This is a genomic window from Streptomyces roseoviridis (genome assembly GCF_039535235.1).
GTDB lineage: Bacteria > Actinomycetota > Actinomycetes > Streptomycetales > Streptomycetaceae > Streptomyces > Streptomyces roseoviridis.
On the sequence record NZ_BAAAWU010000001.1, the window covers coordinates 6139820 to 6160906 of the forward strand.

The window sequence follows — 21087 nt, forward strand, 5'->3', positions numbered from 1 at the left end:
GGGACGCGGTCCGTCACACCGTACGAGGAGGGCCCCGGAGCCGCAGGCGCGGTTCCGGGGCCCTTCCGCGTGCCCGGAGGCGCGACCGGGTCAGGCCGGGGCGGGGCCGGAGGAGCCCCGGACCACCAGCTCGACGGGGAGCTCGGCCGGTGCGGGCCGTTCGCCGGCGAGGACGGCCAGGAGCGCTTCCATGCCGCGCCGGCCGAAGTCCTCGGCGGGCAGCCGGACGGTGGTGAGTTCCGGTTCGACGGCGGTGGCGAGGCCCATGTCGTCGAAACCGGTGACGGACAGGTCCTCCGGGACGCGCAGCCCGAGGCGCCGTGCGGCCTTGCACACGCCGGCCGCGATGATGTCGTCGTCGCAGATCACGGCCGTGGGCCGGGGGCCGGGTGCGGCCAGCGCCCGACCGGCGGCCTCCGTGGCGCCGGCGACGTTCAGCGGGGCCCGTTCGGTGCGCAGAGCGGCGCCGGAGCCGTGGAGGGCGTCGGCCAGTGCGGCGGCGCGGACGTCGAAGGTCCAGGAGGGGACCGCGGAGGCCAGGTGCAGGAAGCGGCGGTGGCCGAGGCCGAGCAGGTGGCCGGTGACGTGCCGCATGCCGTCGGCGACGTCCAGGTTGACGTGCGCGGCGGCGCCGGGGCCGTCCGGGTCGCTGTCGAGCATGACGAGCGGCAGGTCGCTGCCCTGGAAGGCCTTCAGGGCGTCCGTGGCCATGGAGGAGGCCAGGACGCCGTCGAGGGCCGCCTGGGCGGAGGCGAAGGGGTCCCTGGCCGGGCCGATGCCATCGGGCGAGGGATAGAGGACCACGCCGAAACCGTGCCGCGCGGCCACGGCGGCGGCGCCGGTGTAGACGTGGGCGAAGAACTCGTTGGTCAGGGCCGGGACGACCAGCAGGGCCGTGCGCGTGCGGCCGAGCCGCAGATTGCGGGCGGCGAGGTTGGGCCGGTAGCCGAGCTCGCCCGCGGCGGCGCGCACGGCCGCGGCGGTGCGCTCGGACACGCGGCCGCGCCACTTGCCGCCGAACACCAGGGAGACCGTGGCCTGCGAGACGCCGGCGACGCGGGCGACGTCGCGGCTGGTGGGGCGGCCCGCGCCGGCGGCTTCCGGGGTGTGCACTCGTAACCTCCGCGGCGGCTGTCTGCTGGTCCGGTCTCGCGCCGGGTGGACCGGCGCCTGGACGTCATGGTACGTATGACCTCCACACGTTATACGTAAAACCTCGGGCGGACGCCCCGGGAGGGAGACGACATGGCCACCGAGGCCACGGCGAACGGCGGCTATCTCGACATCCTGCGCGCGCCCCACGCGGCACGCCTGCTCACCGGAACCCTCGTCGGCCGCCTCCCCAACGGCACCGGCCCCATCGCCATCACCGTCTTCACCCGCGCCGAAGGCGGCAGCTACAGCCTCGCCGGCGGCCTCATCGCCGCCTACGGAGTCGCCACCGCCATCGGCCAGCCGCTCCTCGGCCGCGCCGTCGACCTCAAGGGCCAGCCCCGCATCCAGCTGCCCGCCGCCGTCGTCTCGGCCCTCGGCATGGCCGCACTGGCCCTCACCGGCATCGGCAACCTGCTCCTCGCCTACGCCGCCGTCCTGGTCGCCGGCCTCTTCACCCCGCCCCTCGAAGGCGGCCTGCGGGCGCTCTGGCCGAGCGTCCTGGGCCGCGAGGACCGGGTCCACCGCGCGTACGCCATGGACGCCGTCGCCCAGGAGGTCATGTTCACCGTCGGACCGCTGCTCCTGACGCTCCTGGTGGCCCTCTGGTCGCCCGCCTCCGCGCTGGTGGTCATCAACCTCCTCGGCGTCCTCGGCGCCCTGTCCGTGGTGCTCTCCGAGCCCTCCCGCACCTGGCGCTCGGCGCCCCGCGAGGCCCACTGGCTCGGCGCCCTGCGCTCGCCCGGCCTGCTCGCCCTGCTGGCCTGCTTCTTCTTCGTCGGGCTCGCCCTCGGCTCCATCACGGTCGCCGGAGTCGCCTACGCCGACGACCGCGGCGACGAGGCCGTCTACGGCTGGCTGATGGCCGCCCTCGGGCTCGGCGCCCTCGTCGGCGGCGTCGCCTACGGAGCCCGCCGGTGGGCCGGGCCGCCCGAGCGGCGCCTGCGGGTCCTGGTGCTGCTGCTCGCGGTCTGCTACCTGCCGCTGACGCTCGTCCCCGGCCCGGTCGCCATGACCGCGCTCGCGGCCCTCGCCGGCGTCTTCCTGGCCCCCGCCATCGCCTGCGCCTTCATCGTCGTCGACCGCCACGCCCCCAGCGGCACCGTGACCGAGGCCTTCTCCTGGCTCGTCACCACCTTCGGCGTCGGCGCGGCCCTCGGCTCGGCCGTCTCCGGACCCGCCGTCGAACTGGCCGGGACCCCCGCCGGTTTCGCCGTGGCCGGCGCCGGAGGCTTCGTCGCCTTCCTCGTGCTCCTCGCCACCGGCCGCGTCCTCGGGCCGCCCGTGACCCCGCGACACGCCGTCGGCGGGGGCGCGGCGAGCGACGGCGCCGCCGCCGGGCGGACCGAAAAGAACACGCGCTCATCGGAAAATGATCGAAACGGGGCCGTCGAACCCGGTTTCAGCACAGGCTCTCAGGCGTAATGTTCAGACATGGACCGCCGCATTTTCGGGCTGGAGAACGAGTACGGCGTCACGTGCACGTTCAGGGGACAGCGCCGACTGTCTCCTGACGAAGTGGCGCGCTACCTCTTCCGCCGTGTCGTGTCATGGGGCCGCAGCAGCAATGTCTTCCTGCGGAACGGCGCCCGCCTGTACCTGGACGTGGGTTCGCATCCGGAATACGCAACTCCCGAATGCGACAACGTGGTCGAACTGGTCACCCACGACAAGGCGGGCGAGCGCATTCTCGAAGGGCTGCTCGTCGACGCGGAACGCCGCCTGCACGAGGAGGGAATCGCGGGCGACGTCTATCTCTTCAAGAACAACACCGACTCCGCCGGAAACTCCTACGGCTGCCACGAGAACTATCTGGTGGCCCGGCATGGGGAGTTCTCCCGGCTCGCGGACATCCTCATTCCGTTCCTCGTCACCCGCCAGCTGATCTGCGGGGCGGGAAAGGTGCTGCAGACCCCGCGCGGCGCCGTCTACTGCGTCTCCCAGCGCGCCGAGCACATCTGGGAGGGCGTCAGCTCCGCCACCACCCGCTCGCGCCCCATCATCAACACCCGCGACGAGCCGCACGCCGACGCCGAGCGCTACCGCCGCCTCCACGTCATCGTCGGCGACTCGAACATGTCCGAGACGACCATGCTCCTCAAGGTCGGCGCCACCGACCTCGTGCTGCGCATGATCGAGGCCGGCACCGTGATGCGCGACCTGACCCTGGAGAACCCGATCCGGGCCATCCGCGAGGTCAGCCACGACATCACCGGCCAGCGCAAGGTGCGGCTCGCCAGCGGCCGCGAGGCCTCCGCCCTGGAGGTCCAGCGGGAGTACTACGAGAAGGCGGCGGACTTCGTCGACCGCCGTGGCATCCGCAGCGGCACCGTCGCCCAGGTCCTGGAGCTGTGGGGCCGTACGCTCGACGCCATCGAGCAGGAGCAGCTCGACCGCATCCAGACCGAGATCGACTGGGTCATGAAGTACAAGCTCCTCGAGCGGTACCGCGCCAAGCACAACATGACCATGTCGCACCCCCGGGTCGCCCAGATAGACCTCGCGTACCACGACATCCACCGCCGCCGCGGTCTGTACTACCTGCTCCAGAAGAACGGCCAGGCGGCGCGGGTGTGCAACGACGTGAAGATCTTCGAGGGGAAGTCGGTGCCCCCGCAGACCACCCGGGCCCGGCTGCGCGGCGACTTCATCCGCCGCGCCCAGGAACAGCGCCGGGACTTCACCGTCGACTGGGTGCACCTGAAGCTCAACGACCAGGCGCAGCGCACCGTCCTGTGCAAGGACCCGTTCCGTTCGGTCGACGACCGGGTGGAAAAGCTGATCGCCGGAATGTAGGCGCGGCAAGGGAACGGTTCAGGTCCAGCGGCAGGACCCTCGGCCCCGCACGTCTCACGTGCGGGGCCGACGGCATCACGGAGCGGTCCCCTAGAGTGTCCGGACAACTACTGTGCCGTCTGAGATCTGAGGAACTAGTGCGCCGACTTGCCGGCCTGCTCGTCGTCCCCCTGCTGCTGCTCACCACAGCGGCCTGCGGCAGCGACGACAAGGGCTCCGATTCCGGTTCGATGAAGAACGGGCTTCCCGCCATCACCGCGGGCGAGAAGTTCGGGGAGAAGCCCACCCTCGCCAAGGGCGCGGGCGACCCCGTGAAATCCCTCAAGGTCAACGTCATCAGCGAGGGCAAGGGCGCGGTCACCAAGAAGGGCGACGCGCTCCAGGTGAACTACCTGGGGCAGGCCTGGGACTCCACCACCCCCTTCGACAACAGCTTCGACCGGAAGCAGCCCTTCGAGCTGACCCTGGGCGCCGGCCAGGTCATCAAGGGCTGGGACCAGGGCCTCGAAGGCCAGAAGGTCGGCAGCCGCGTCGAGATCGGCATCCCGCCGGAGCTCGGTTACGGCGCCAGCGGCCAGGGCGACATCAAGCCCAACGCGACCCTCGTCTTCGTGGTCGACATCCTCAAGGCGGTGACCATCCCGAAGGCCGCCTCCGGCACCGAGGTCGCCCAGGAGAACAAGGACCTGCCGAAGGTCGGCACCAACACCGACGGCAAGCAGCCCTCGCTGACCGTCCCGAAGTCGGACGCGCCGGCCAAACTGGTCTCCAACTACGTGATCGAGTCCAAGGGCGAGGTCGTCAAGGCCACCGACACCGTCGTGGTGAACTACGTCGCCGCCCTGTGGAAGGACGGCCAGGTCTTCGACTCGACCTACACCACCGGCAAGCCGGCCAACTTCCCGCTGGACCAGCTGACCCTGAAGGGCCTGAAGGACGGCCTCGCCGGCAAGAAGGTCGGCAGCCGGGTCCTCATCGTCGCCCCGCCGTCCGAGGCGTTCGGCGACCAGGAGAAGCAGGGCATCCCGAAGAACTCCACGCTGGTGTTCGCCGTCGACATCCTGGCGAAGATGTAAGACTGTCCCGGTCGCGCAGATCATCGTCTGCGCGGTTGACTGGTTTTTGAAGGAGCACACTGCAGTGAGCATCGACAAGCCCGAGGTCGACTTCCCGGGCGGCGAGCCGCCGGCCGATCTGGAGATCAAGGACATCTGGGAGGGCGACGGAGAGGTCGCCGAGGCCGGCGACCTCGTCAAGGTCCACTACGTGGGTGTGTCCTTCGACTCCGGCGAGGAGTTCGACGCCTCCTGGAACCGCGGCACCCCGCTGGACTTCCCGCTCGGTGCCGGCATGGTCATCGCGGGCTGGGACCAGGGCGTCCAGGGCATGAAGGTCGGCGGCCGCCGCCAGCTGGTCATCCCGCCGCACCTGGCGTACGGCGACCGCGGCGCCGGCGGCAAGATCGGCCCCGGCGAGACGCTGATCTTCGTCTGCGACCTCGTGGACGTCGTCAAGCGCTGATCGACGGGCCTCGTCCCCCCGAGGGCCCCCGCCTCCACGGCGGGGGCCCTCGGCTTTCTCCCGCGCTTCCGTCCCGGCTTTTGCCGGGACACCCCGGGGCGGTACCGTCGGACGTCTCACCAAGTCAATCCGGCAGAAGAGGGTGCGGGGCGTCGATGGCGATTGCCAAGGCCGAGCGGCTGATGAATCTTGCGCTGTGCCTGCTCGGGACCCGACGTCCGCTGAGCAAGCGGGAGCTCCGCGCCTCCATCGAGGCCTACCTGGAGGCGACCGGCGAGGACGCCTTCAACCGGATGTTCGAACGGGACAAGGACGACCTGCGCGAGCTCGGCCTGGTGATCGAGACCGTCGAGAACCTGGACGGCGAGACCGGCTACCTGGCCCGCCGCGACTCCAACCGCCTGCCGCCCATCACCCTGGACGCCGAGGAGGCCGCCGCCCTGGGCCTGGCCGCCAAGGTCTGGCAGCAGGCCCGGCTGGCCGGCGCCGCGAGCGGCGCCCTGCAGAAGCTGCGGGCCGCCGGCATGCCGGAGGCGGAGGACGCGTACGACTCCCAGGCCAGCGCCCTGGAGCCGCGCATCCCGGTCCACGAGGCCGCCTTCGAGCCGCTGATGCTGGCCTGCCGCGACCGACGCCCGGTCGTCTTCGACTACCGCAAGGCCAACGCCGCCCGCCCCGAGCCCCGGCACGTCGAGCCGTGGACCCTGGAGTGCTGGCGCGGCCACTGGTACCTGGCGGGCTGGGACCGGGACCGCGGCGCCGAGCGGGTCTTCCGGCTGTCCCGCATCACCGGCAAGGTGCGCTCCCGGGCCGGTGCCTTCACCGCCCCGGTGCCCGACGTCGTCACCGTCCGCGAGACCGTCGAGAGCTGGGCGGGCGAGACCGCCACCCGCTCGGCCCGGATCCGGCTCCGCGCCGGCTGCGGCTATCCGCTGCGCGCCCGCGCCCAGTCCGTGACCGAGGGCGCCGACGGCTGGGACGAGCTGGAGATCCCGTACGGGCACGGCCTCGACGCCTGGCTCGTGGAGTTCGGCCCGGACGTGGTCGTGCTGGAGCCCGCGGACCTGCGGGCCGACGTCGTGGACCGGCTGCGCGCCGTGGCCAAGGGCTGAGGGAGAGGAACGACCATGGCCACGAACGCCATCGACCAGACGAGGCGGATGCTGTCCCTCGTCACCTACCTCCGCGAGCGCCCCGGGGCGCACGTCGCGGACGTCGCCCGGGCCTTCGGGATCACCGAGGACGAGCTGATCTCGGACCTCGACGTGCTGCCGATGTGCGGCACCAGCTTCCGCGGCGGCGACCTCCTCGACATCGACACCGACGGCGACCGGATCTGGTGGCACAACCCCGACGACGTCGCGGCCCCGCTGCGGCTGGCCGCCGACGAGGCGACCGCCCTGCTGGTGGCGGCACGGGCGGTCGCGACCCTGCCGGGCCTGCGCGAGGGCGACCGCGAGGCGCTGCTGCGCGCCACCGCCAAGCTGGAGGCGGCGGCCGGAGAGGCGGCCGGCGCCAGCTCCCGGCTCTCGGTCACCTTCGAGTCCGAGGGCGGGGTCTTCGCCGAGGTGGACCGGGCGATCTCCGAGCGACGGCGGCTGTGGCTGCGCTACTACTCGCCGGCCCGCGACGAGCTCACCGAGCGCGAGGTGGACCCGATCCGGCTCTTCGCCGTGGGGCACACGTACATGGAGGCGTGGTGCCGGCTGTCGGAGGCCCGCCGCACCTTCCGCCTCGACCGGGTCGCCGAGATCCGGATCCTCGACGCGCCGGCCGCGCCGCCGGAGATCGAACTGAGGGACCTGTCGGAGGGCCTCGTGCAGCCGTCCGCCGAGGACCCGGAGGTCGTGGTCGAGGTCGGACCCGGAGGCCGCTGGGTCGCCGAGTACTACCCGCACGACCGGGCCGAGGAGCTGCCCGACGGAGGGCTCCGGATCACCCTGCGGACCCCGGCGCCCGCCTCGCTGCGGAGGCTCGCGCTGCGGCTCGGCAGCGACGGCCGGATCGTCGCGCCGCAGGAGCTCGCGGACAGCGCGCGCGAGGCCGCCACGGCGGCGCTGGCCGCCTACGAGGGCTGAGGGTCCGCCCGGGGCGACGAGCGCCGGGCCAGCAGGGGGAATGTGACGTTCCGGGGGGACCGGACGCTGTTCCCAGTGAGACGCGTAGCCGTAGCGCAGTGGGGAGAGTTGAGGGAAATGTCCGCAATGTCCGGCCTGGCGACGTCGGTCGCCCCGGTCCACTTCAAGGCCGCCTGCCCCGACTGCCGTTCCCGCTTCGAACTCTCCGCCGGCGCCCTGCGCCTCGCCATCGGCGCCAGCCGCCGCACCACCTTCTACTCCTTCACCTGCCCCGAGTGCGGCAGCGCCGTACGCAAGCCCGCGGGGGAGCGGATCGTGGAACTGCTCACCGGCGGCGGGGTCCGCACCCTGCGCCTGCACACCACCGCCTGAGCCCGCCCCCGCCCGGAACGTCTAGGCTCGCCCCATGTTCTGGCCCATGCTCGCCATCGCCCTCGGCTTCCTCGGCATCGCCGTCCTCGGCATCCTCGGCATCAAGGTCTTCCTGGAGGCCCAGCGCCTCGGCCGTCAAGTGGCCCGCACCACACAGCGCATCAACCAGGCCGCCGAAGACCTCGAACAGGCCGCCGTCGACCTGGCGCGAACGGGCGAGACACTGCGCTGAATTCACGCCCCGCGCCGCGCGGACCGCGCCCGCCGCGCGCGCGTGCCGCGCAATCGCCCGTACGCACAGGCATTGCCGCCCGTTTACTCCTGCGGGTTACGATCGCTAGCAGCGCGGGTGGCCGGACGCACGTCCGACCGGCCGGGCACGCACTCCAATGTCGCCTCGGTGAAGAAGGTAAACAGCTATGGGTAGGCTCGGCCCCACCGAGATCATCCTGATCCTCGTCGTGATCATCCTGCTGTTCGGCGCCAAGAAGCTCCCGGACATGGCCCGTTCCCTGGGCAAGTCCGCCCGCATCCTCAAGAGCGAGGCCAAGGCGATGAAGTCCGACGACCAGCAGAGCGCCCCCGCCGACCCGCCCCACGCCGGCCCTCAGGACCAGCCCGCTCCGCGCACCATCCAGGCCGCCCCCGGAGACGTGACCAGCTCGCGTCCCGTGAGCGAGCCCACCGACACCACCAAGCGCTGACCCGGTCCGCCGCGGCCGCCGCCCGGAGCGGCGGCTGCCGCACGAGATGAGGACGTGGGTTGCTCAAGTCTGCCCGCAAGCAGGAGAAGGACCCCGAGGGCCGCATGCCCCTCGTGGAACACCTGCGTGAACTTCGCAACCGCCTCGCGAAGGGCCTGCTGGCCATCGCCGCGGTGACCGTCGTGGCCCTCGTGTACAGCGAGGACCTGATGCAGTTCCTGACGAAGTCGGTGCCCAAGTGCGGACCCGGCGTCACCAGCGACGGCGGCAACTGCGCGATCGTCTCCTTCAACACGCTGATGGCCCCCTTCAGCACGACGATCCAGCTGTCCCTGACGACGGGCCTCGTCGTCGCGAGCCCCGTCTGGCTGTACCAGCTCTGGGCCTTCGTCGCGCCCGGACTGCACAAGCACGAGAAGAAGTACACGTACGCCTTCGTCGGCGCCGCGGTCCCGCTCTTCACCGCCGGCGCCTACCTCGCGTACCTCATCCTCCCCATCAGCGTGAAGGTGCTCATCAGCCTCACGCCCGGCGGCTCCGCGAACATCCTGTCCCTCGGCGACGTCCTCGACTTCACCCTGCGCATGGTGCTCGTCTTCGGCCTCGCCTTCGAGCTCCCGCTCGTCCTGGTGATGCTGAACCTCACCGGCGTCCTCACCGGCAGGCGCATGGCCGGCTGGTGGCGCGGCGTGATCATGGGCGTCTTCGTCTTCGGCGCCCTCATCACCCCCACCACCGACCCCGTCGGCATGCTCGCCCTGGCCGGCCCGATCACGGTCCTGTACGGGGCCGCCGTCGGCTTCTCGCTGCTCAACGACAGGCGCCGCCGCCGCAAGAACCCCGACGCCGAGCTCGACGACGACGAGGCGTCCGTGCTCGACCTGACCCCCGAGGCGGTCGGCGCGATCGAGCCCGTGTCCGCCGCCCGGACGGCCCTGCCCGAGCAGGCCACCGGCGAACCGGACGTCGGCCGGCAGCACCGGATCAACGGTTACGACGACATCACCTGATCTTGTAGGGTCCCCCGCAGACTCCATGGGGGACCCCAATGACCAGCGAGATCACCCTCTTCGTCAATCCCACCGCCGGACGCGGCCGGGGCGCGCACGCCGCGCAGCCGGCCGCCCGCGCGCTCCGGGACGCCGGATTCCCGGTCCGCACCGTCCTCGGCCACGACGCCGACGACGCTCTCCGGCGCGCCCACGACGCCGTCCGGGGCGGCACCGGAGCCCTCGTCGCGGTCGGCGGCGACGGCATGGTCTCGCTCGCCCTCCAGGCCGTCGCCGGCACGAACACCCCCCTCGGCGTGATCGCCGTCGGCACCGGCAACGACTTCGCCCGCTGCCTCGGACTGCCCGTACGCGACCCCGCCGCGGCCGGCCGCGCCGCCGCCGAGGCCCTCAAGGGCGGCGGGGGACGCACCGTCGACCTCGGCCGGATCCAGCACGGCACCGGCGGCACGGACGCCCACGGGACGGGCAGCGCCCGAACGGCCGGCCCCGGAAACGACGGCGGGCGCTGGTTCGGCACCGTCCTCGCCTCCGGCTTCGACTCCCGGGTCAACGACCGCGGCAACCGCATGAGACTGCCCGCCGGACGCTTCAAGTACGACCTCGCGATCCTCGCCGAGCTCGCCGCCTTCCGCCCCGTCCCGTACCGGCTCGTCCTCGACGACACCACCGAGCTCCACATCGAGGCCACCCTCGTCGCCGTCGGCAACGGCACCTCCTACGGAGGCGGTATGCGCATCTGCGCCGGCGCCGCCCTGGACGACGGACTGCTCGACGTCACCGTCGTCGGGAACTGCGGACGCGCCGAACTGATCAAGGTCTTCCCGCGCGTCTACAGGGGCACCCACCTCGACCACCCCCAGGTCACCGTCCACCGGGTCCGCTCCCTCACCCTCGACGCCCCCGGCACCACCGGCTACGCCGACGGCGAGCCCGCCGGCCCGCTGCCCCTCACCGCCCGCTGCGTACCCGGCGCCCTGCGTGTCCTGGCCCCGCCGGCCACCCCGGCCGAAGCCGCACGATAAAGATCGCGTCACTGTCAGAGGGGGCGGGTAGGCTCGACAACAAGATGACAGAGGACCTCACACCAGCCGAGGCGTACGCGGCTGCCCGCGCCCGCAACGCGGAGCAGGCCACCGCGCTGGCCCCCTTCCGCGAGATGTACGACTTCGGTCTGGACCCCTTCCAGATCGAGGCATGCCAGGCCCTCGAGGCCGGCAAGGGCGTGCTCGTCGCCGCCCCCACCGGATCCGGCAAGACCATCGTCGGCGAGTTCGCCGTCCACCTCGCCCTGCTCCAGGGCCGCAAGTGCTTCTACACCACGCCCATCAAGGCGCTCTCCAACCAGAAGTACGCCGACCTCGTCAAGCGGTACGGCCACGCCAAGGTCGGCCTGCTCACCGGCGACAACAGCGTCAACGGCGACGCCCCGATCATCGTGATGACCACCGAGGTCCTCCGCAACATGCTCTACGCGGGGTCCCAGGCGCTCTCCGGCCTCGGCTACGTCGTCATGGACGAGGTGCACTACCTCTCCGACCGCTTCCGCGGCGCCGTCTGGGAGGAAGTGATCATCCACCTCCCCGAATCCGTGACCCTCGTGTCGCTCTCCGCGACCGTGTCGAACGCCGAGGAGTTCGGCGACTGGCTCGACACCGTCCGCGGCGACACCGAGGTCATCGTCTCCGAGAGCCGCCCCGTGCCCCTGTGGCAGCACGTCCTGGCCGGCCGCCGGATGTACGACCTCTTCGAGGAGGAGACCGACCACGGCGGCCGCGGCGCCTCCCGCCGCGAGGTCAACCCCGACCTGCTCCGCCTGGCCCGCACCGAGAACTCCCGCACGTACAACCCGCGCGACCGGCGCCGCGGCAAGATGGTCCGCGAGGCCGACCGCGAGCGCGAGCGGCGCGCCCGCTCCCGCATCTGGACCCCCGGACGCCCCGAGGTCATCGAGCGCCTCGACGCCGAGGGCCTGCTGCCCGCCATCACCTTCATCTTCAGCCGGGCCGGCTGCGAGTCCGCCGTCCAGCAGTGCCTCTACGCGGGCCTCCGGCTCAACGACGACGACGCACGCCGCCGCGTCCGCGAGATCGTCGAGGAGCGCACCGCCTCCATCCCCCGCGAGGACCTCCACGTCCTCGGCTACTACGAGTGGCTCGAAGGACTGGAGCGCGGCATCGCCGCCCACCACGCCGGCATGCTCCCCACCTTCAAGGAAGTCGTCGAGGAGCTCTTCGTCCGCGGCCTCGTCAAGGCCGTCTTCGCCACCGAGACCCTGGCGCTCGGCATCAACATGCCGGCCCGCACGGTCATCCTCGAAAAGCTCGTGAAGTGGAACGGGGAACAGCACGCCGACATCACCCCCGGCGAATACACCCAGCTCACCGGCCGGGCCGGCCGCCGCGGCATCGACGTCGAGGGCCACGCCGTGGTCCTGTGGCAGCGCGGCATGGACCCCGGCCACCTCGCCGGCCTCGCCGGCACCCGCACCTATCCGCTGCGCTCCAGCTTCAAGCCGTCCTACAACATGGCCGTCAACCTGGTCGACCAGTTCGGCCGGCACCGCTCCCGCGAGCTCCTCGAGACCTCCTTCGCCCAGTTCCAGGCCGACCGCTCGGTCGTCGGGATCTCCCGCCAGGTCCAGAAGAACGAGGAGGGCCTCCACGGCTACCGGGAGGGCATGACCTGCCACCTCGGCGACTTCGAGGAGTACGCCCGGCTCCGCCGCGAGCTCAAGGACCGCGAGACCGAACTGGCCAAGCAGGGCGCCGCCCAGCGCCGCGCCCAGGCAGCCGCCTCCCTGGAGCGGCTCAAGCCCGGCGACGTCATCCACGTGCCCACCGGAAAGTTCGCCGGCCTCGCCCTGGTCCTCGACCCCGGCGTCCCGGCCGGCCGCACCAACGGGCACCGCGGCTTCGAGCACCACGACGGCCCCCGCCCCCTCGTCCTCACCGCGGAGCGGCAGGTCAAGCGGCTCGCCTCGATCGACTTCCCGGTCCCGGTCGAACCGCTGGAGCGCATGCGGATCCCCCGGTCCTTCAACCCCAGGTCGCCCCAGTCCCGCCGCGACCTCGCCTCCGCGCTGCGCAGCAAGGCCGGACACATCAACCCCGAGCGGCACCGCAAGCAGCGCGCGGCCGCCGCCGACGACCGCGAGATCGCCCGCCTGCGCACCGAGATCCGCGCGCACCCCTGCCACGGCTGCGACGAGCGCGAGGACCACGCCCGCTGGGCCGAGCGCTACCACCGTCTGCAGCGCGACACCCGGCAGCTGGAGCGGCGCATCGAGGGCCGCACCAACACCATCGCCCGCACCTTCGACCGCATCGTCGCGCTCCTCACCGAGCTCGACTACCTGCGCGACGACCAGGTCACCGACGACGGAAAGCGGCTCGCCCGGCTCTACGGCGAACTGGACCTGCTCGCCAGCGAATGCCTGCGCGAGGGCGTCTGGGAGGGCCTCAACCCGGCCGAGCTGGCCGCCTGCGTCTCCGCCCTCGTCTTCGAGGCCCGGCAGGCCGACGACGCCGTCGCGCCCAAGCTGCCGACCGGCAAGGCCAAGGCGGCACTCGGCGAGATGGTGCGCATCTGGGGCCGCCTCGACGCCCTGGAGGAGGAGTTCAAGCTCCACCAGGCCGAAGGCGTCGGACAGCGCGAACCCGACCTCGGCTTCGCCTGGGCCGCCTACCAGTGGGCCTCCGACAAGGGGCTCGACGAGGTGCTCCGCGAGGCCGAGATGCCCGCCGGCGACTTCGTCCGCTGGTGCAAGCAGGTCATCGACGTCCTCGGCCAGATCGCCGCCGCCGCGCCCCGCGAGAACAGCACGGTGGCGAAGAACGCGCGCAAGGCCGTGGACAGCCTGCTCCGGGGCGTCGTCGCCTACAGCTCCGTCGGCTGACGGTGAACTGACAGGAGTTATCCACAAGGGTGGCGCGGTGCCGCTTCCTTCCGCTTCCATGAACTCGTACGCACGCACGAGAGTTGGGGCAGCATCTCCGGAAGGAAACGCACGTGACCACGCAAGCCGGTCCGTCCGCCGTCGTCACCACGACGGCGGACGGACGGAAGACCGTACGGGGCCCCCGAGGCGTCCCCGTGCTGGGAAACCTTCCCGAATTCGGCAAGGACCCGCTCGCCTTCTTCGAACGGCTGCGTGAGCGCGGGGACTTCGTCCGCTGGCGCTTCGGCCGCACCCCCGCACTGTTCATCGCCCACCCCGAGACCATCGGCGAACTCCTCACCGAGGTCGAGCGGACCTTCGACCAGCCCGACCTCGGCATCGCCTTCCGCACCCTGCTCGGCAACGGCGTCGTCGTCGCCAAGGGCCCCGACTGGCGGCGCAAGCGCTCCCTCGTCCAGCCCTCCGTCCGACCCCGACAGGTCAAGTCCTACGCCGCCACCATGGCCGAATGCGCCGTCGACCTGGCCGAACGGTGGGCCGACGGACAGCGCGTCGACATCAGACGGGAGATGGCCGCCCTCACCCAACTCATCGCCGTCCGCACCATCTTCGGCGTCGACACCGCCGCCGACGCCGCATCCATCGGCCGCGCCATGGACGTCGCCCAGCGGGAGATCGGCGCCGAGTTCAGCGGCATCGGCGCGATCCTGCCCGACTGGGTCCCCACCCCCGGCCGGGCCCGGGTCAGACGGGCCACGGCCGTCATCGACGCCGAGGTGTCCCGGGTCGTCGCCCGCCACCGCGACGGCGACGGCGAACGGCCCGACCTGCTCAGCCGGCTCCTCGCCGCCCAGGACGAGACCGGCGCCCACCTCTCCGACCGGGAGATCCGCGACGAGACCGTCACCCTCTACATCGGCGGGCACGAGACCACCAGCTCCACCCTCGTCTGGGCCTGGTACCTCCTCTCCCGCAACCCGCGCGTCCAGGAAGCGCTCGGCGCCGAGCTCGACCGGGTGCTCGGCGACCGCGAGCCCGGATTCGACGACTACGCCCGGCTCACCTACACCCAGGCCGTGGTGAAGGAGACCCTGCGGCTCTATCCCACCGTCTGGCTGATCACCGGCCTCGCCAAGGAGGGCGCCACCCTGGGCGGCACCCCGGTCCCGCCCGGCACCCGGGTGTGGAGCAGCCAGTGGGCCACCCACCGGGACGGGCGGTGGTACCGGGATCCGCTGGAGTTCCGGCCCGAGCGCTGGACGGGCGCCGACGACGGCGAGGACGGGCAGGCCGAGGAGATACCGGAGTACGCCTGGTTCCCGTTCGGCGGCGGACCCCGCGTCTGCCTCGGCACCCGCTTCGCCATGGTCGAGGCCGTCCTGGTGCTCGCCGTCCTGGCCCGCCGCTACCGCCTCGACGTCGACAGCGAGGAGATACGCCCGGTGCCGTCGCTGACGCTGCAACCGGACCGGGACGTGCTGGCGACGGTGCGGGCGCGGTAGCCGCGCGAGGCCCTTCCCGGGCGCGGGGCGCTGACCTGGGCCGAGCCGACGGCACACTCCGGGGCGACGGGGCCTTCCGGCGTGGCGGTCGTCAGGCCAGGGCGCCACTCCGGGGGGACGGGGCCTTCCGGCGTGGCGGTCGTCAGGCCGGGGCGAGCGCTGGGCCTTCCGGCGCGGCGGCCCGGTCAGGCCAGCGCGAGCGCGAGGTCGCGGAGGTCACCGGCGCGCAGGACCCGCTCCCCGAATCCCGGCAGCGGGACGTGCAGAGCGGCCGTCCAGCGGGCCGGGATGCCTGCCGGCCCGTGGACGGCGCCGGCGAGCATGCCGGTCACGGCGGCGACGGTGTCGGTGTCGCCGCCCAGGTCGATCGCCGCGGAGACGGCGGACTCGTACGAATCCGTGGTGCGCAGCGCCCAGAGGGCCGAGCCGAGGCAGGGCCAGACGGCTCCGTTGAACTCCGTGGCGTCCTCGGGCCGCCAGCCGGGTGCCAGGACGATCGCCCACCGTTCTCGATGGCGTTCGTCCACCTCGTCGAGGACGTCGGACACCACCGCGAGAGGGTCCTCTCCAAGCAGGGCCACGCGCACCAGCTCGTGGAGCACGGCGGTGCCCTCCCAGGCAGCGCCGTCCCCGTGGGTGAGGGCGGCGATCCGCCGGGCCGCGGCCATGGTGGCGACACGGCCGGCGGAGGCGAAGTACACGGCGGAGGTCGCGGCCCGCATGAGTGAACCGTTGCCCGCGCCGCGGCCGTTGACCTGGAAGTGCAGGGCGGCGGCGGTGTCCCAGGGGTCACCGCCGAGCAGCACGGCCTCGGTCTGGAGCCCGATGTCCTTCGGCTCGGACCCGGCCCAGCGGCGGAACCGGTCGAAGACGTCCGCCGGATCCAGCCCGCCCCGTTCCAGGAGCGACTCCCCGACGAGCACGGCCATCTGCGTGTCGTCGGTGGCCTCCCCGGGCTCCCACCCGCCGCCCCCGCACATCTCACCGGTCCCGCCCGCGAACCGCTCCCGGAACACCCCGGGGAGCCCGAACTCGAAAGGAGCGCCCAGGGCGTCCCCCACGGCGGAGCCCAGCACGGCACCCACGGCCCGGTCCTCGTAGCGCATGGCGTCAGGGTAGGCGCCGGGCCGGCCGGGCGGCAGCGAGTTCTCGGGTGCCGCGCAGGGCCCTGATCGGGAGGAAGAGGAGGAGCGCGAACGGGGAGAGCAGGACGGTCAGGACGAGCAGTGGCCCCATCAGCCAGGGGGAGAGGCCGAGACGGCGGCCCTCGCGGTACATCCACTGCCCGAGGAGGAGGTCCCAGGCGATGACCTGCGCCCAGAGGGCGCCCGCGCCGTTCGCGAGGGTGGTGAGGTCGCGGAAGGTGTCGATGTCCGGGCTGCTGACCGCTGCCCAGAGCTCGGGCAGCACGGGCACGGCGAGGACCAGGTAGACGGCCAGGACCGGCAGGACGGTGAGCGGTGAGGCCGCGATCCGGTCGGTGAGCCGGCGACCCGGCGCGAAGATCATCAGCAGCCAGACGGGCGCCGCGAGGAGGAAGGAGAGCTCGAAGAGGAAGCCGGTCATGCCTCGGACTCCTGACGAGCGACGGCGGAGGCGGAGGGGACGGAGGGGGAGGGGACAGAGGGGACGGAGGGAGAGGCGGGGGCTGGGGCGGGGGAGCTGGGGGAGGGAGGGGTGGGGGAGGGGGAGGGGGAGGCCCCCCGGCGGAGCGCCAGGGCGGTGGCGGCGGCGGTGAGGAGGGCGATGGCGCCGGCCGCGGCGGCGGTGAGGCCGTCGGGGGACAGGAGCGGCTGGCCGCGCAGCGCCTGCCAGGTGAGCAGCACGAAGGTGGCGGCGTACGCGGCGGACGCGATCAGGGCCATGCGCAGCCGGATCCGGTCGTCGGCGAGCCGGACGAAGCGCGGGGCGAGCGCGGACAGCAGGAGCAGGACCAGCGGAACCAGCTGGAGCGCGTGCATGCCGAAGAAGTGGGCGATGCGCAGGTCGCCGCCGGTGGTGGACCAGCCGGTGAGGGGCATGCCAGGCCCGCCGTCCACCACGCCGACGCCGTGTGCGCCGACGATCGCCGGGTCGTCCTCGGCGAGTTGCTGCGGGGTCGGCTGGACCATCAGGAAGCCGACGGCGGCGCCGGCGAGGGCGATGAGCGAGGAGAGCCGCACGGCCCAGGCGGTGGCACGGTCCAGGATGCGGGCGCGTAGCAGCAGGACCGCGATGACGAGGGCGGCCAGCCACAGGGCGACGACGGTGATGCCCATGGCCTGGAAGACGGCGGCGTCGAAGGGCGTCGCGTTGTTGAAGTGGCTCTGCTTGCCGCGGACGACCTGCGTGGTGATGAGCACCATCTCCCCGAGGCTGGTGACGGCGACGACCGTGCCCGCCCACCAGCCGACCCGCCGGGCACGGGTGCCGGGGAGGAGGGAGAGCATCCAGGCGAGGGTGAGTGCGTAGGCGATGAAGGAGACCGCGAACTTGAAGGGCTTCGCCCAGATCGGAGCGCCGACCAGGACGCGGTCGTCGAGGACGAGCCCGCCGGCGGAGAAGACCGCGAGCACGGCCATCGAGGCGGCGAACCAGACCAGGGGCTGGTGAAGCGTGCGGAGCTGTGGTGCCGAGGACATGGCGATCCCCCCGTGGAAGGCGCATGAGCGCAGAATGGATAGCGGCGCTTCCCGCTATCTGATAGCGCCACTATCTATGATGGGGACGCCGGTCGGCAAGGCCGGAGTACGACCGGGAAGGTGAACGCGCGGTGCGCATCGGAGAATTGAGTCGCAGGACCGGGGTGTCCGTGCCGACGATCAAGTACTACGTACGGGAAGGGCTGCTGCCGGCCGGCCGGCTGACGAGCCCGAACCAGGCCTCGTACGAGGAGTCGCACGTCCGGCGGCTGCGTCTGATCCGCGCCCTGCTCGACGTGGGCGGCCTGTCGGTCGCCGGTGTCCGCGAGGTCATCGCGGCGGTCGACGATCCGGAACGCCCGGTGCACAAGATGCTGGGTACGGCGGCGAACCTCGTGACGCCGCGCGTCGAGGAGCGCGCGGACGATCCGGAGGGCGCCCTCGCCGCCGCTCGCGCGGCGGTCGCCGATCTGATCACCCGCCGCGGCTGGCGCGCCTACCCCGGGGCCCCGGCGGCCGAGGCCCTCGCGGTCGCCCTCGCCGCCCTCGACGACGTCGGCCACGGGGGCTTCGCCGAGGTGCTGGACGACTACGCCGACGCCGCCGAGCGGGTGGCCCGTACGGACCTCGACTACGTGGCCCGCAACGTCGACCGCGGGGAGCTCGTGGAGAGTGTGGTCATCGGTACGGTCCTGGGCGACGCCATGTTCGCCGCCCTCCGCCGGATCGCCCACATCGACGCCTCGGGCCGGGTCTTCGGAGCGGAAGCCGACCGGGCCGCCCCCGCCTCCTGAGCCTCCTCGGCCGCCCGGGGTACCTGGGCCCCCTCGGCAGCCCGGGACCACCTGAGCCTCATCGGTCCCCTCGGTCGCTTGGGGCCGCCTGAACCCCTCGGCCCCCTTGGTCGCCCGCGGCCACCTGAGTCACTTCAGTCACCTGGTCGCCCGGGGCGTCGTGATCCTCCTCGGCGTCCTCGGCCTCTCTGGCCGCTTGGGCTCACCTGTGCCGCTTCGGTCCCTCAGGTCGTCCGGGGTCACCTGCACCACTTCGATCGCCTGGCCGCCCGGGGCCTCGTGGGCCTCCTCGGCGTCCTCGGCGTCCTCGGCCGCTTGGGCTCACCTGTGCCACTTCGGTCCCCTCGGCCGCCCGCGGCCACCTGAACCCCTCGGCCCCCTTGGTCGCCCGCGGCCATATGAGTCGCTTCGGTCCTTCAGGTCGTCCGGGGGCACTTGCGCCACTTCGGTCACCTGGCCGCCCGGGGCCACCTGGGCCGCTTCGGCCCCCTTGGCTGCCCGCGGCCATCTGAGCCACTTCGGTCCCTCAGGTCGTCCGGGGGCACCTGCGCCACTTCGGTCACCTGGCCGCCCGGGGCCACCTGGGCCCCTTCGGCCCCCTTGGCCCCCGGACCGTCTGGGCGCCCCGGCCAAGCCGGGCGTGGCAACGCCCGAGGGGGCGGGAGTTTTCGGCTCCCGCCCCCTCGGGCGGCGTGCGTGCGGTGTGCGTGCCTGGGGTGCGCGCGCTGTGCGGTCCGTGGTGCGGGTCAGCGCTCCTGCTCGCGTTCCACCTGTTCGTTCCACTCGCGCTTGATCGCGCGCCAGGCCTCGTCGGTCTTGCCGAGGCGCCAGTAGCCCGAGATGGAGAGCCGTTCGCGCGGGATCTGGCGCTCCAGGCGGAGGTGGCGGCGGAGGTCCTTGACGAAGCCGGCCTCGCCGTGGACGAAGGCGTGGACGTCACCGGCGGGGAAGTCCAGGGAGCGGACGGCCGCGATCAGGGCCTCGCCCGTCGGGCGCGAGCCGCGGTGCAGCCAGGTGACCTCCACGCCCGCCGCGGTCGCGAACTTCTGCTCCTCGGACGCGTCCGCGACCTCCACGAAGGCGTGCACGGCCGTGCCCTCCGGCAGCCGCTCCAGGGCGACCGCGATGGCCGGAAGCGCGCTCTCGTCGCCGACCAGGAGGTGCCAGTCGGCGGCCTCGTCCGGGGCGTAGCCGCCACCCGGGCCGAGGAGGCGCACCGTGTCGCCCGGCTGTGCCCGCGCCGCCCACGGGCCGGCCAGGCCCTCGTCGCCGTGGACCACGAAGTCGACCGTCAGCTCGCGGTGGACCGGGTCCCAGGCCCGTACCGTGTACGTCCGGGTCGTCGGCCACTGCTCGCGCGGGAACTCGGCGCGGATCCGCTCCATGTCGAACGGTTCCGGATAGCTCACGCCCTCCGGGGCGAAGAGCAGCTTCACGTAGTGGTCGGTGAACTCGCCGACTTCGAAGGCGTGCAGCCCCGGGCCGCCGAGCACGAGGCGCACCATGTGCGGGGTGATCCGCTCCGTGCGCACCACCTGGGCCTCATGGGCCGTGGGTGCCTTGCGTGCGGGGGCTTCAGCCACGAGGGTCTCCCGTTCCGGTGATTACTTAGGTGAGCCTAAGTTAGCATCCCGGGGTCCGTCAGCGCTCCAGCACCGGCAGCAGTCGGCCCACCGCGCCGCCGAGCCCCCACCGCTCGACCAGCGCGGCCAGCGCGGCCGGGTCCCGGGGCGTCTTCGGCAGTGCGGCCGAGAACTCCGGCAGCGGAACGTCCCGCGCCACCCGGACCACCGTCGGTGCCACGTCCAGATAGGCCGCCGCCTCCACGATGCCCCGCCGCTTCGCCGGGGTCAGCCGCGACGTCCGGTCGAGCGCCGCCGCCCGTACCCCCGCCAGGTCCCCGTACTCCGTGATGAGCTGCGCCGCCGTCTTCTCGCCGATGCCCTTGACCCCCGGCAGGCCGTCGCTGGTGTCGCCGCGCAGCGCCGCCATGTCCGCGTACTGGTCCGGCCGCACCCCGTACTTCGTACGGATCAGCGCGTCGTCCACCAGGTCGCAGTCGCCCACGCCCTTGCGCGGATACAGCACCCGCACCCCACGCGCGTCGTCCACCAGCTGGAACAGGTCCCGGTCGCCCGTGACGATGTCCACCGGGCCCTCCGCCCGCTCCGTCAGCGTGCCGATCACATCGTCCGCTTCAAAACCGGGTGCGCCGACCCGGGCGATCCCGAGCGCGTCGAGCACCTCCACGATCACCGGCACCTGCGGCGCCAGCGTGTCCGGCACCTCCTCCATGTCCGGGCCGGCCGGCGTCTCCTCGGCCACGCGGTGCGCCTTGTACGAGGGGATCAGGTCCACCCGCCACTGCGGGCGCCAGTCGTCGTCCCAGCACGCCACCAGGTCGTCCGGACGGTGGTCCTGGACCAGCCGCGCGATGAAGTCGATCAGACCGCGTACGGCGTTCACCGGTGTCCCGTCCGGCGCCCGGACCGAGTCCGGCACGCCGAAGTACGCGCGGAAGTAGAGGCTGGCGGTGTCGAGGAGCATCAGGCGTCGCGTCACACCCCCGATCATGCCGCACCCCGCCGACACTCCGGCCTCTCGGCAGCCCCGGCCCACCGGCAACTCCGCCCCCC

20 protein-coding genes are annotated in these 21087 nt (G+C 72.7%); 14 read left to right on the forward strand and 6 right to left on the reverse strand.

The window, feature by feature from the left end:
• Positions 1–90: 90 nt before the first annotated feature.
• Complete coding sequence (locus ABD954_RS27735) at positions 91–1113, reverse strand: LacI family DNA-binding transcriptional regulator (protein ID WP_345490048.1); 1023 nt, start codon at positions 1111–1113, stop codon at positions 91–93.
• Between the two features lie 132 nt (positions 1114–1245).
• Between ABD954_RS27735 and ABD954_RS27740 the strand changes: the two genes are divergently transcribed.
• The 13 genes from ABD954_RS27740 to ABD954_RS27800 all read left to right on the forward strand — a co-directional run bounded on the left by ABD954_RS27740 (position 1246) and on the right by ABD954_RS27800 (position 15036).
• Entirely contained in the window at positions 1246–2577 is a 1332-nt protein-coding gene (locus ABD954_RS27740; protein WP_345490050.1) for an MFS transporter, read from the forward strand.
• 9 nt (positions 2578–2586) lie between these two features.
• Positions 2587–3948, forward strand: coding sequence for a Pup--protein ligase (gene pafA, locus ABD954_RS27745; RefSeq protein ID WP_345490052.1), 1362 nt, complete (start codon positions 2587–2589; stop codon positions 3946–3948).
• A 137-nt stretch (positions 3949–4085) separates the two neighbouring features.
• The gene (locus ABD954_RS27750; protein ID WP_345490054.1) at positions 4086–5024 is read left to right on the forward strand and encodes an FKBP-type peptidyl-prolyl cis-trans isomerase; all 939 of its coding nucleotides are present in this window, start codon (positions 4086–4088) and stop codon (positions 5022–5024) included.
• Between the two features lie 64 nt (positions 5025–5088).
• On the forward strand, positions 5089–5469 hold the full coding sequence (locus tag ABD954_RS27755) for an FKBP-type peptidyl-prolyl cis-trans isomerase (protein ID WP_345490056.1): 381 nt from the start codon (positions 5089–5091) through the stop codon (positions 5467–5469).
• 155 nt (positions 5470–5624) lie between these two features.
• Positions 5625–6581, forward strand: a complete 957-nt coding sequence (locus ABD954_RS27760; protein ID WP_345490058.1) for a helix-turn-helix transcriptional regulator — start codon at positions 5625–5627, stop codon at positions 6579–6581.
• 15 nt (positions 6582–6596) lie between these two features.
• A complete protein-coding gene (locus ABD954_RS27765) occupies positions 6597–7547 on the forward strand; it encodes a helix-turn-helix transcriptional regulator (RefSeq protein ID WP_345490060.1) in 951 nt (316 codons plus the stop codon).
• A 117-nt stretch (positions 7548–7664) separates the two neighbouring features.
• Complete coding sequence (locus tag ABD954_RS27770) at positions 7665–7919, forward strand: CpXC domain-containing protein (RefSeq protein WP_345490062.1); 255 nt, start codon at positions 7665–7667, stop codon at positions 7917–7919.
• Between the two features lie 34 nt (positions 7920–7953).
• Positions 7954–8151 carry a hypothetical protein gene (locus ABD954_RS27775; protein WP_345490064.1) on the forward strand — a complete coding sequence of 66 codons (198 nt, stop codon included), beginning with the start codon at positions 7954–7956 and terminating at the stop codon, positions 8149–8151.
• Between the two features lie 187 nt (positions 8152–8338).
• The gene (tatA, locus tag ABD954_RS27780; RefSeq protein ID WP_345490066.1) at positions 8339–8623 is read left to right on the forward strand and encodes a Sec-independent protein translocase subunit TatA; all 285 of its coding nucleotides are present in this window, start codon (positions 8339–8341) and stop codon (positions 8621–8623) included.
• Between the two features lie 59 nt (positions 8624–8682).
• The gene (tatC, locus tag ABD954_RS27785; RefSeq protein WP_486389280.1) at positions 8683–9633 is read left to right on the forward strand and encodes a twin-arginine translocase subunit TatC; all 951 of its coding nucleotides are present in this window, start codon (positions 8683–8685) and stop codon (positions 9631–9633) included.
• A 38-nt stretch (positions 9634–9671) separates the two neighbouring features.
• Positions 9672–10658 (forward strand): diacylglycerol kinase, encoded by a 987-nt coding sequence (locus ABD954_RS27790; protein WP_345490067.1) that lies wholly within the window; start codon positions 9672–9674, stop codon positions 10656–10658.
• Between the two features lie 44 nt (positions 10659–10702).
• Positions 10703–13531, forward strand: a complete 2829-nt coding sequence (locus tag ABD954_RS27795) for a DEAD/DEAH box helicase (protein WP_345490068.1) — start codon at positions 10703–10705, stop codon at positions 13529–13531.
• Positions 13532–13644: 113 nt separating this feature from the next.
• Complete coding sequence (locus ABD954_RS27800; protein ID WP_345490070.1) at positions 13645–15036, forward strand: cytochrome P450; 1392 nt, start codon at positions 13645–13647, stop codon at positions 15034–15036.
• Positions 15037–15221: 185 nt separating this feature from the next.
• Here the strand turns inward: ABD954_RS27800 and ABD954_RS27805 are convergent, their stop codons facing one another.
• Genes ABD954_RS27805 through ABD954_RS27815 form a run of 3 tightly spaced genes read right to left on the reverse strand, consistent with a single transcriptional unit; the run spans position 15222 to position 17657 of the window.
• The gene (locus tag ABD954_RS27805; protein ID WP_345490072.1) at positions 15222–16142 is read right to left on the reverse strand and encodes an ADP-ribosylglycohydrolase family protein; all 921 of its coding nucleotides are present in this window, start codon (positions 16140–16142) and stop codon (positions 15222–15224) included.
• Positions 16143–16146: 4 nt separating this feature from the next.
• Positions 16147–16602, reverse strand: coding sequence for an ABA4-like family protein (locus ABD954_RS27810; protein ID WP_345490074.1), 456 nt, complete (start codon positions 16600–16602; stop codon positions 16147–16149).
• On the reverse strand, positions 16599–17657 hold the full coding sequence (locus ABD954_RS27815; RefSeq protein ID WP_345490076.1) for a hypothetical protein: 1059 nt from the start codon (positions 17655–17657) through the stop codon (positions 16599–16601). The genes ABD954_RS27810 and ABD954_RS27815 overlap by 4 nt, the downstream gene beginning before the upstream one ends.
• Before the next feature lie 131 nt (positions 17658–17788).
• On the opposite strand from ABD954_RS27815, the gene ABD954_RS27820 reads away from it, so the two are divergent.
• Positions 17789–18451 (forward strand): MerR family transcriptional regulator, encoded by a 663-nt coding sequence (locus tag ABD954_RS27820; RefSeq protein ID WP_345490078.1) that lies wholly within the window; start codon positions 17789–17791, stop codon positions 18449–18451.
• Positions 18452–19197: 746 nt separating this feature from the next.
• Here the strand turns inward: ABD954_RS27820 and ABD954_RS27825 are convergent.
• On the reverse strand, positions 19198–20034 hold the full coding sequence (locus ABD954_RS27825) for a siderophore-interacting protein (RefSeq protein ID WP_345490080.1): 837 nt from the start codon (positions 20032–20034) through the stop codon (positions 19198–19200).
• Between the two features lie 58 nt (positions 20035–20092).
• Positions 20093–20998 carry a 5'-3' exonuclease gene (locus ABD954_RS27830; RefSeq protein WP_345492514.1) on the reverse strand — a complete coding sequence of 302 codons (906 nt, stop codon included), beginning with the start codon at positions 20996–20998 and terminating at the stop codon, positions 20093–20095.
• Positions 20999–21087: the final 89 nt, after the last annotated feature.

What these genes read in the sequence shown, in the direction of transcription:
- ABD954_RS27795 (WP_345490068.1), top strand. Translation starts at nt 10,703, where the DNA reads ATGACAGAGGACCTCACACCAGCCGAGGCGTACGCGGCTGCCCGCGCC.
- ABD954_RS27770 (WP_345490062.1), top strand. Translation starts at nt 7,665, where the DNA reads ATGTCCGCAATGTCCGGCCTGGCGACGTCGGTCGCCCCGGTCCACTTC.
- ABD954_RS27775 (WP_345490064.1), top strand. Translation starts at nt 7,954, where the DNA reads ATGTTCTGGCCCATGCTCGCCATCGCCCTCGGCTTCCTCGGCATCGCC.
- ABD954_RS27815 (WP_345490076.1), bottom strand. Translation starts at nt 17,657, where the DNA reads ATGTCCTCGGCACCACAGCTCCGCACGCTTCACCAGCCCCTGGTCTGG.
- ABD954_RS27810 (WP_345490074.1), bottom strand. Translation starts at nt 16,602, where the DNA reads ATGACCGGCTTCCTCTTCGAGCTCTCCTTCCTCCTCGCGGCGCCCGTC.
- tatA (WP_345490066.1), top strand. Translation starts at nt 8,339, where the DNA reads ATGGGTAGGCTCGGCCCCACCGAGATCATCCTGATCCTCGTCGTGATC.
- ABD954_RS27765 (WP_345490060.1), top strand. Translation starts at nt 6,597, where the DNA reads ATGGCCACGAACGCCATCGACCAGACGAGGCGGATGCTGTCCCTCGTC.
- ABD954_RS27760 (WP_345490058.1), top strand. Translation starts at nt 5,625, where the DNA reads ATGGCGATTGCCAAGGCCGAGCGGCTGATGAATCTTGCGCTGTGCCTG.
- pafA (WP_345490052.1), top strand. Translation starts at nt 2,587, where the DNA reads ATGGACCGCCGCATTTTCGGGCTGGAGAACGAGTACGGCGTCACGTGC.
- ABD954_RS27805 (WP_345490072.1), bottom strand. Translation starts at nt 16,142, where the DNA reads ATGCGCTACGAGGACCGGGCCGTGGGTGCCGTGCTGGGCTCCGCCGTG.
- ABD954_RS27830 (WP_345492514.1), bottom strand. Translation starts at nt 20,998, where the DNA reads ATGCTCCTCGACACCGCCAGCCTCTACTTCCGCGCGTACTTCGGCGTG.
- ABD954_RS27790 (WP_345490067.1), top strand. Translation starts at nt 9,672, where the DNA reads ATGACCAGCGAGATCACCCTCTTCGTCAATCCCACCGCCGGACGCGGC.
- ABD954_RS27740 (WP_345490050.1), top strand. Translation starts at nt 1,246, where the DNA reads ATGGCCACCGAGGCCACGGCGAACGGCGGCTATCTCGACATCCTGCGC.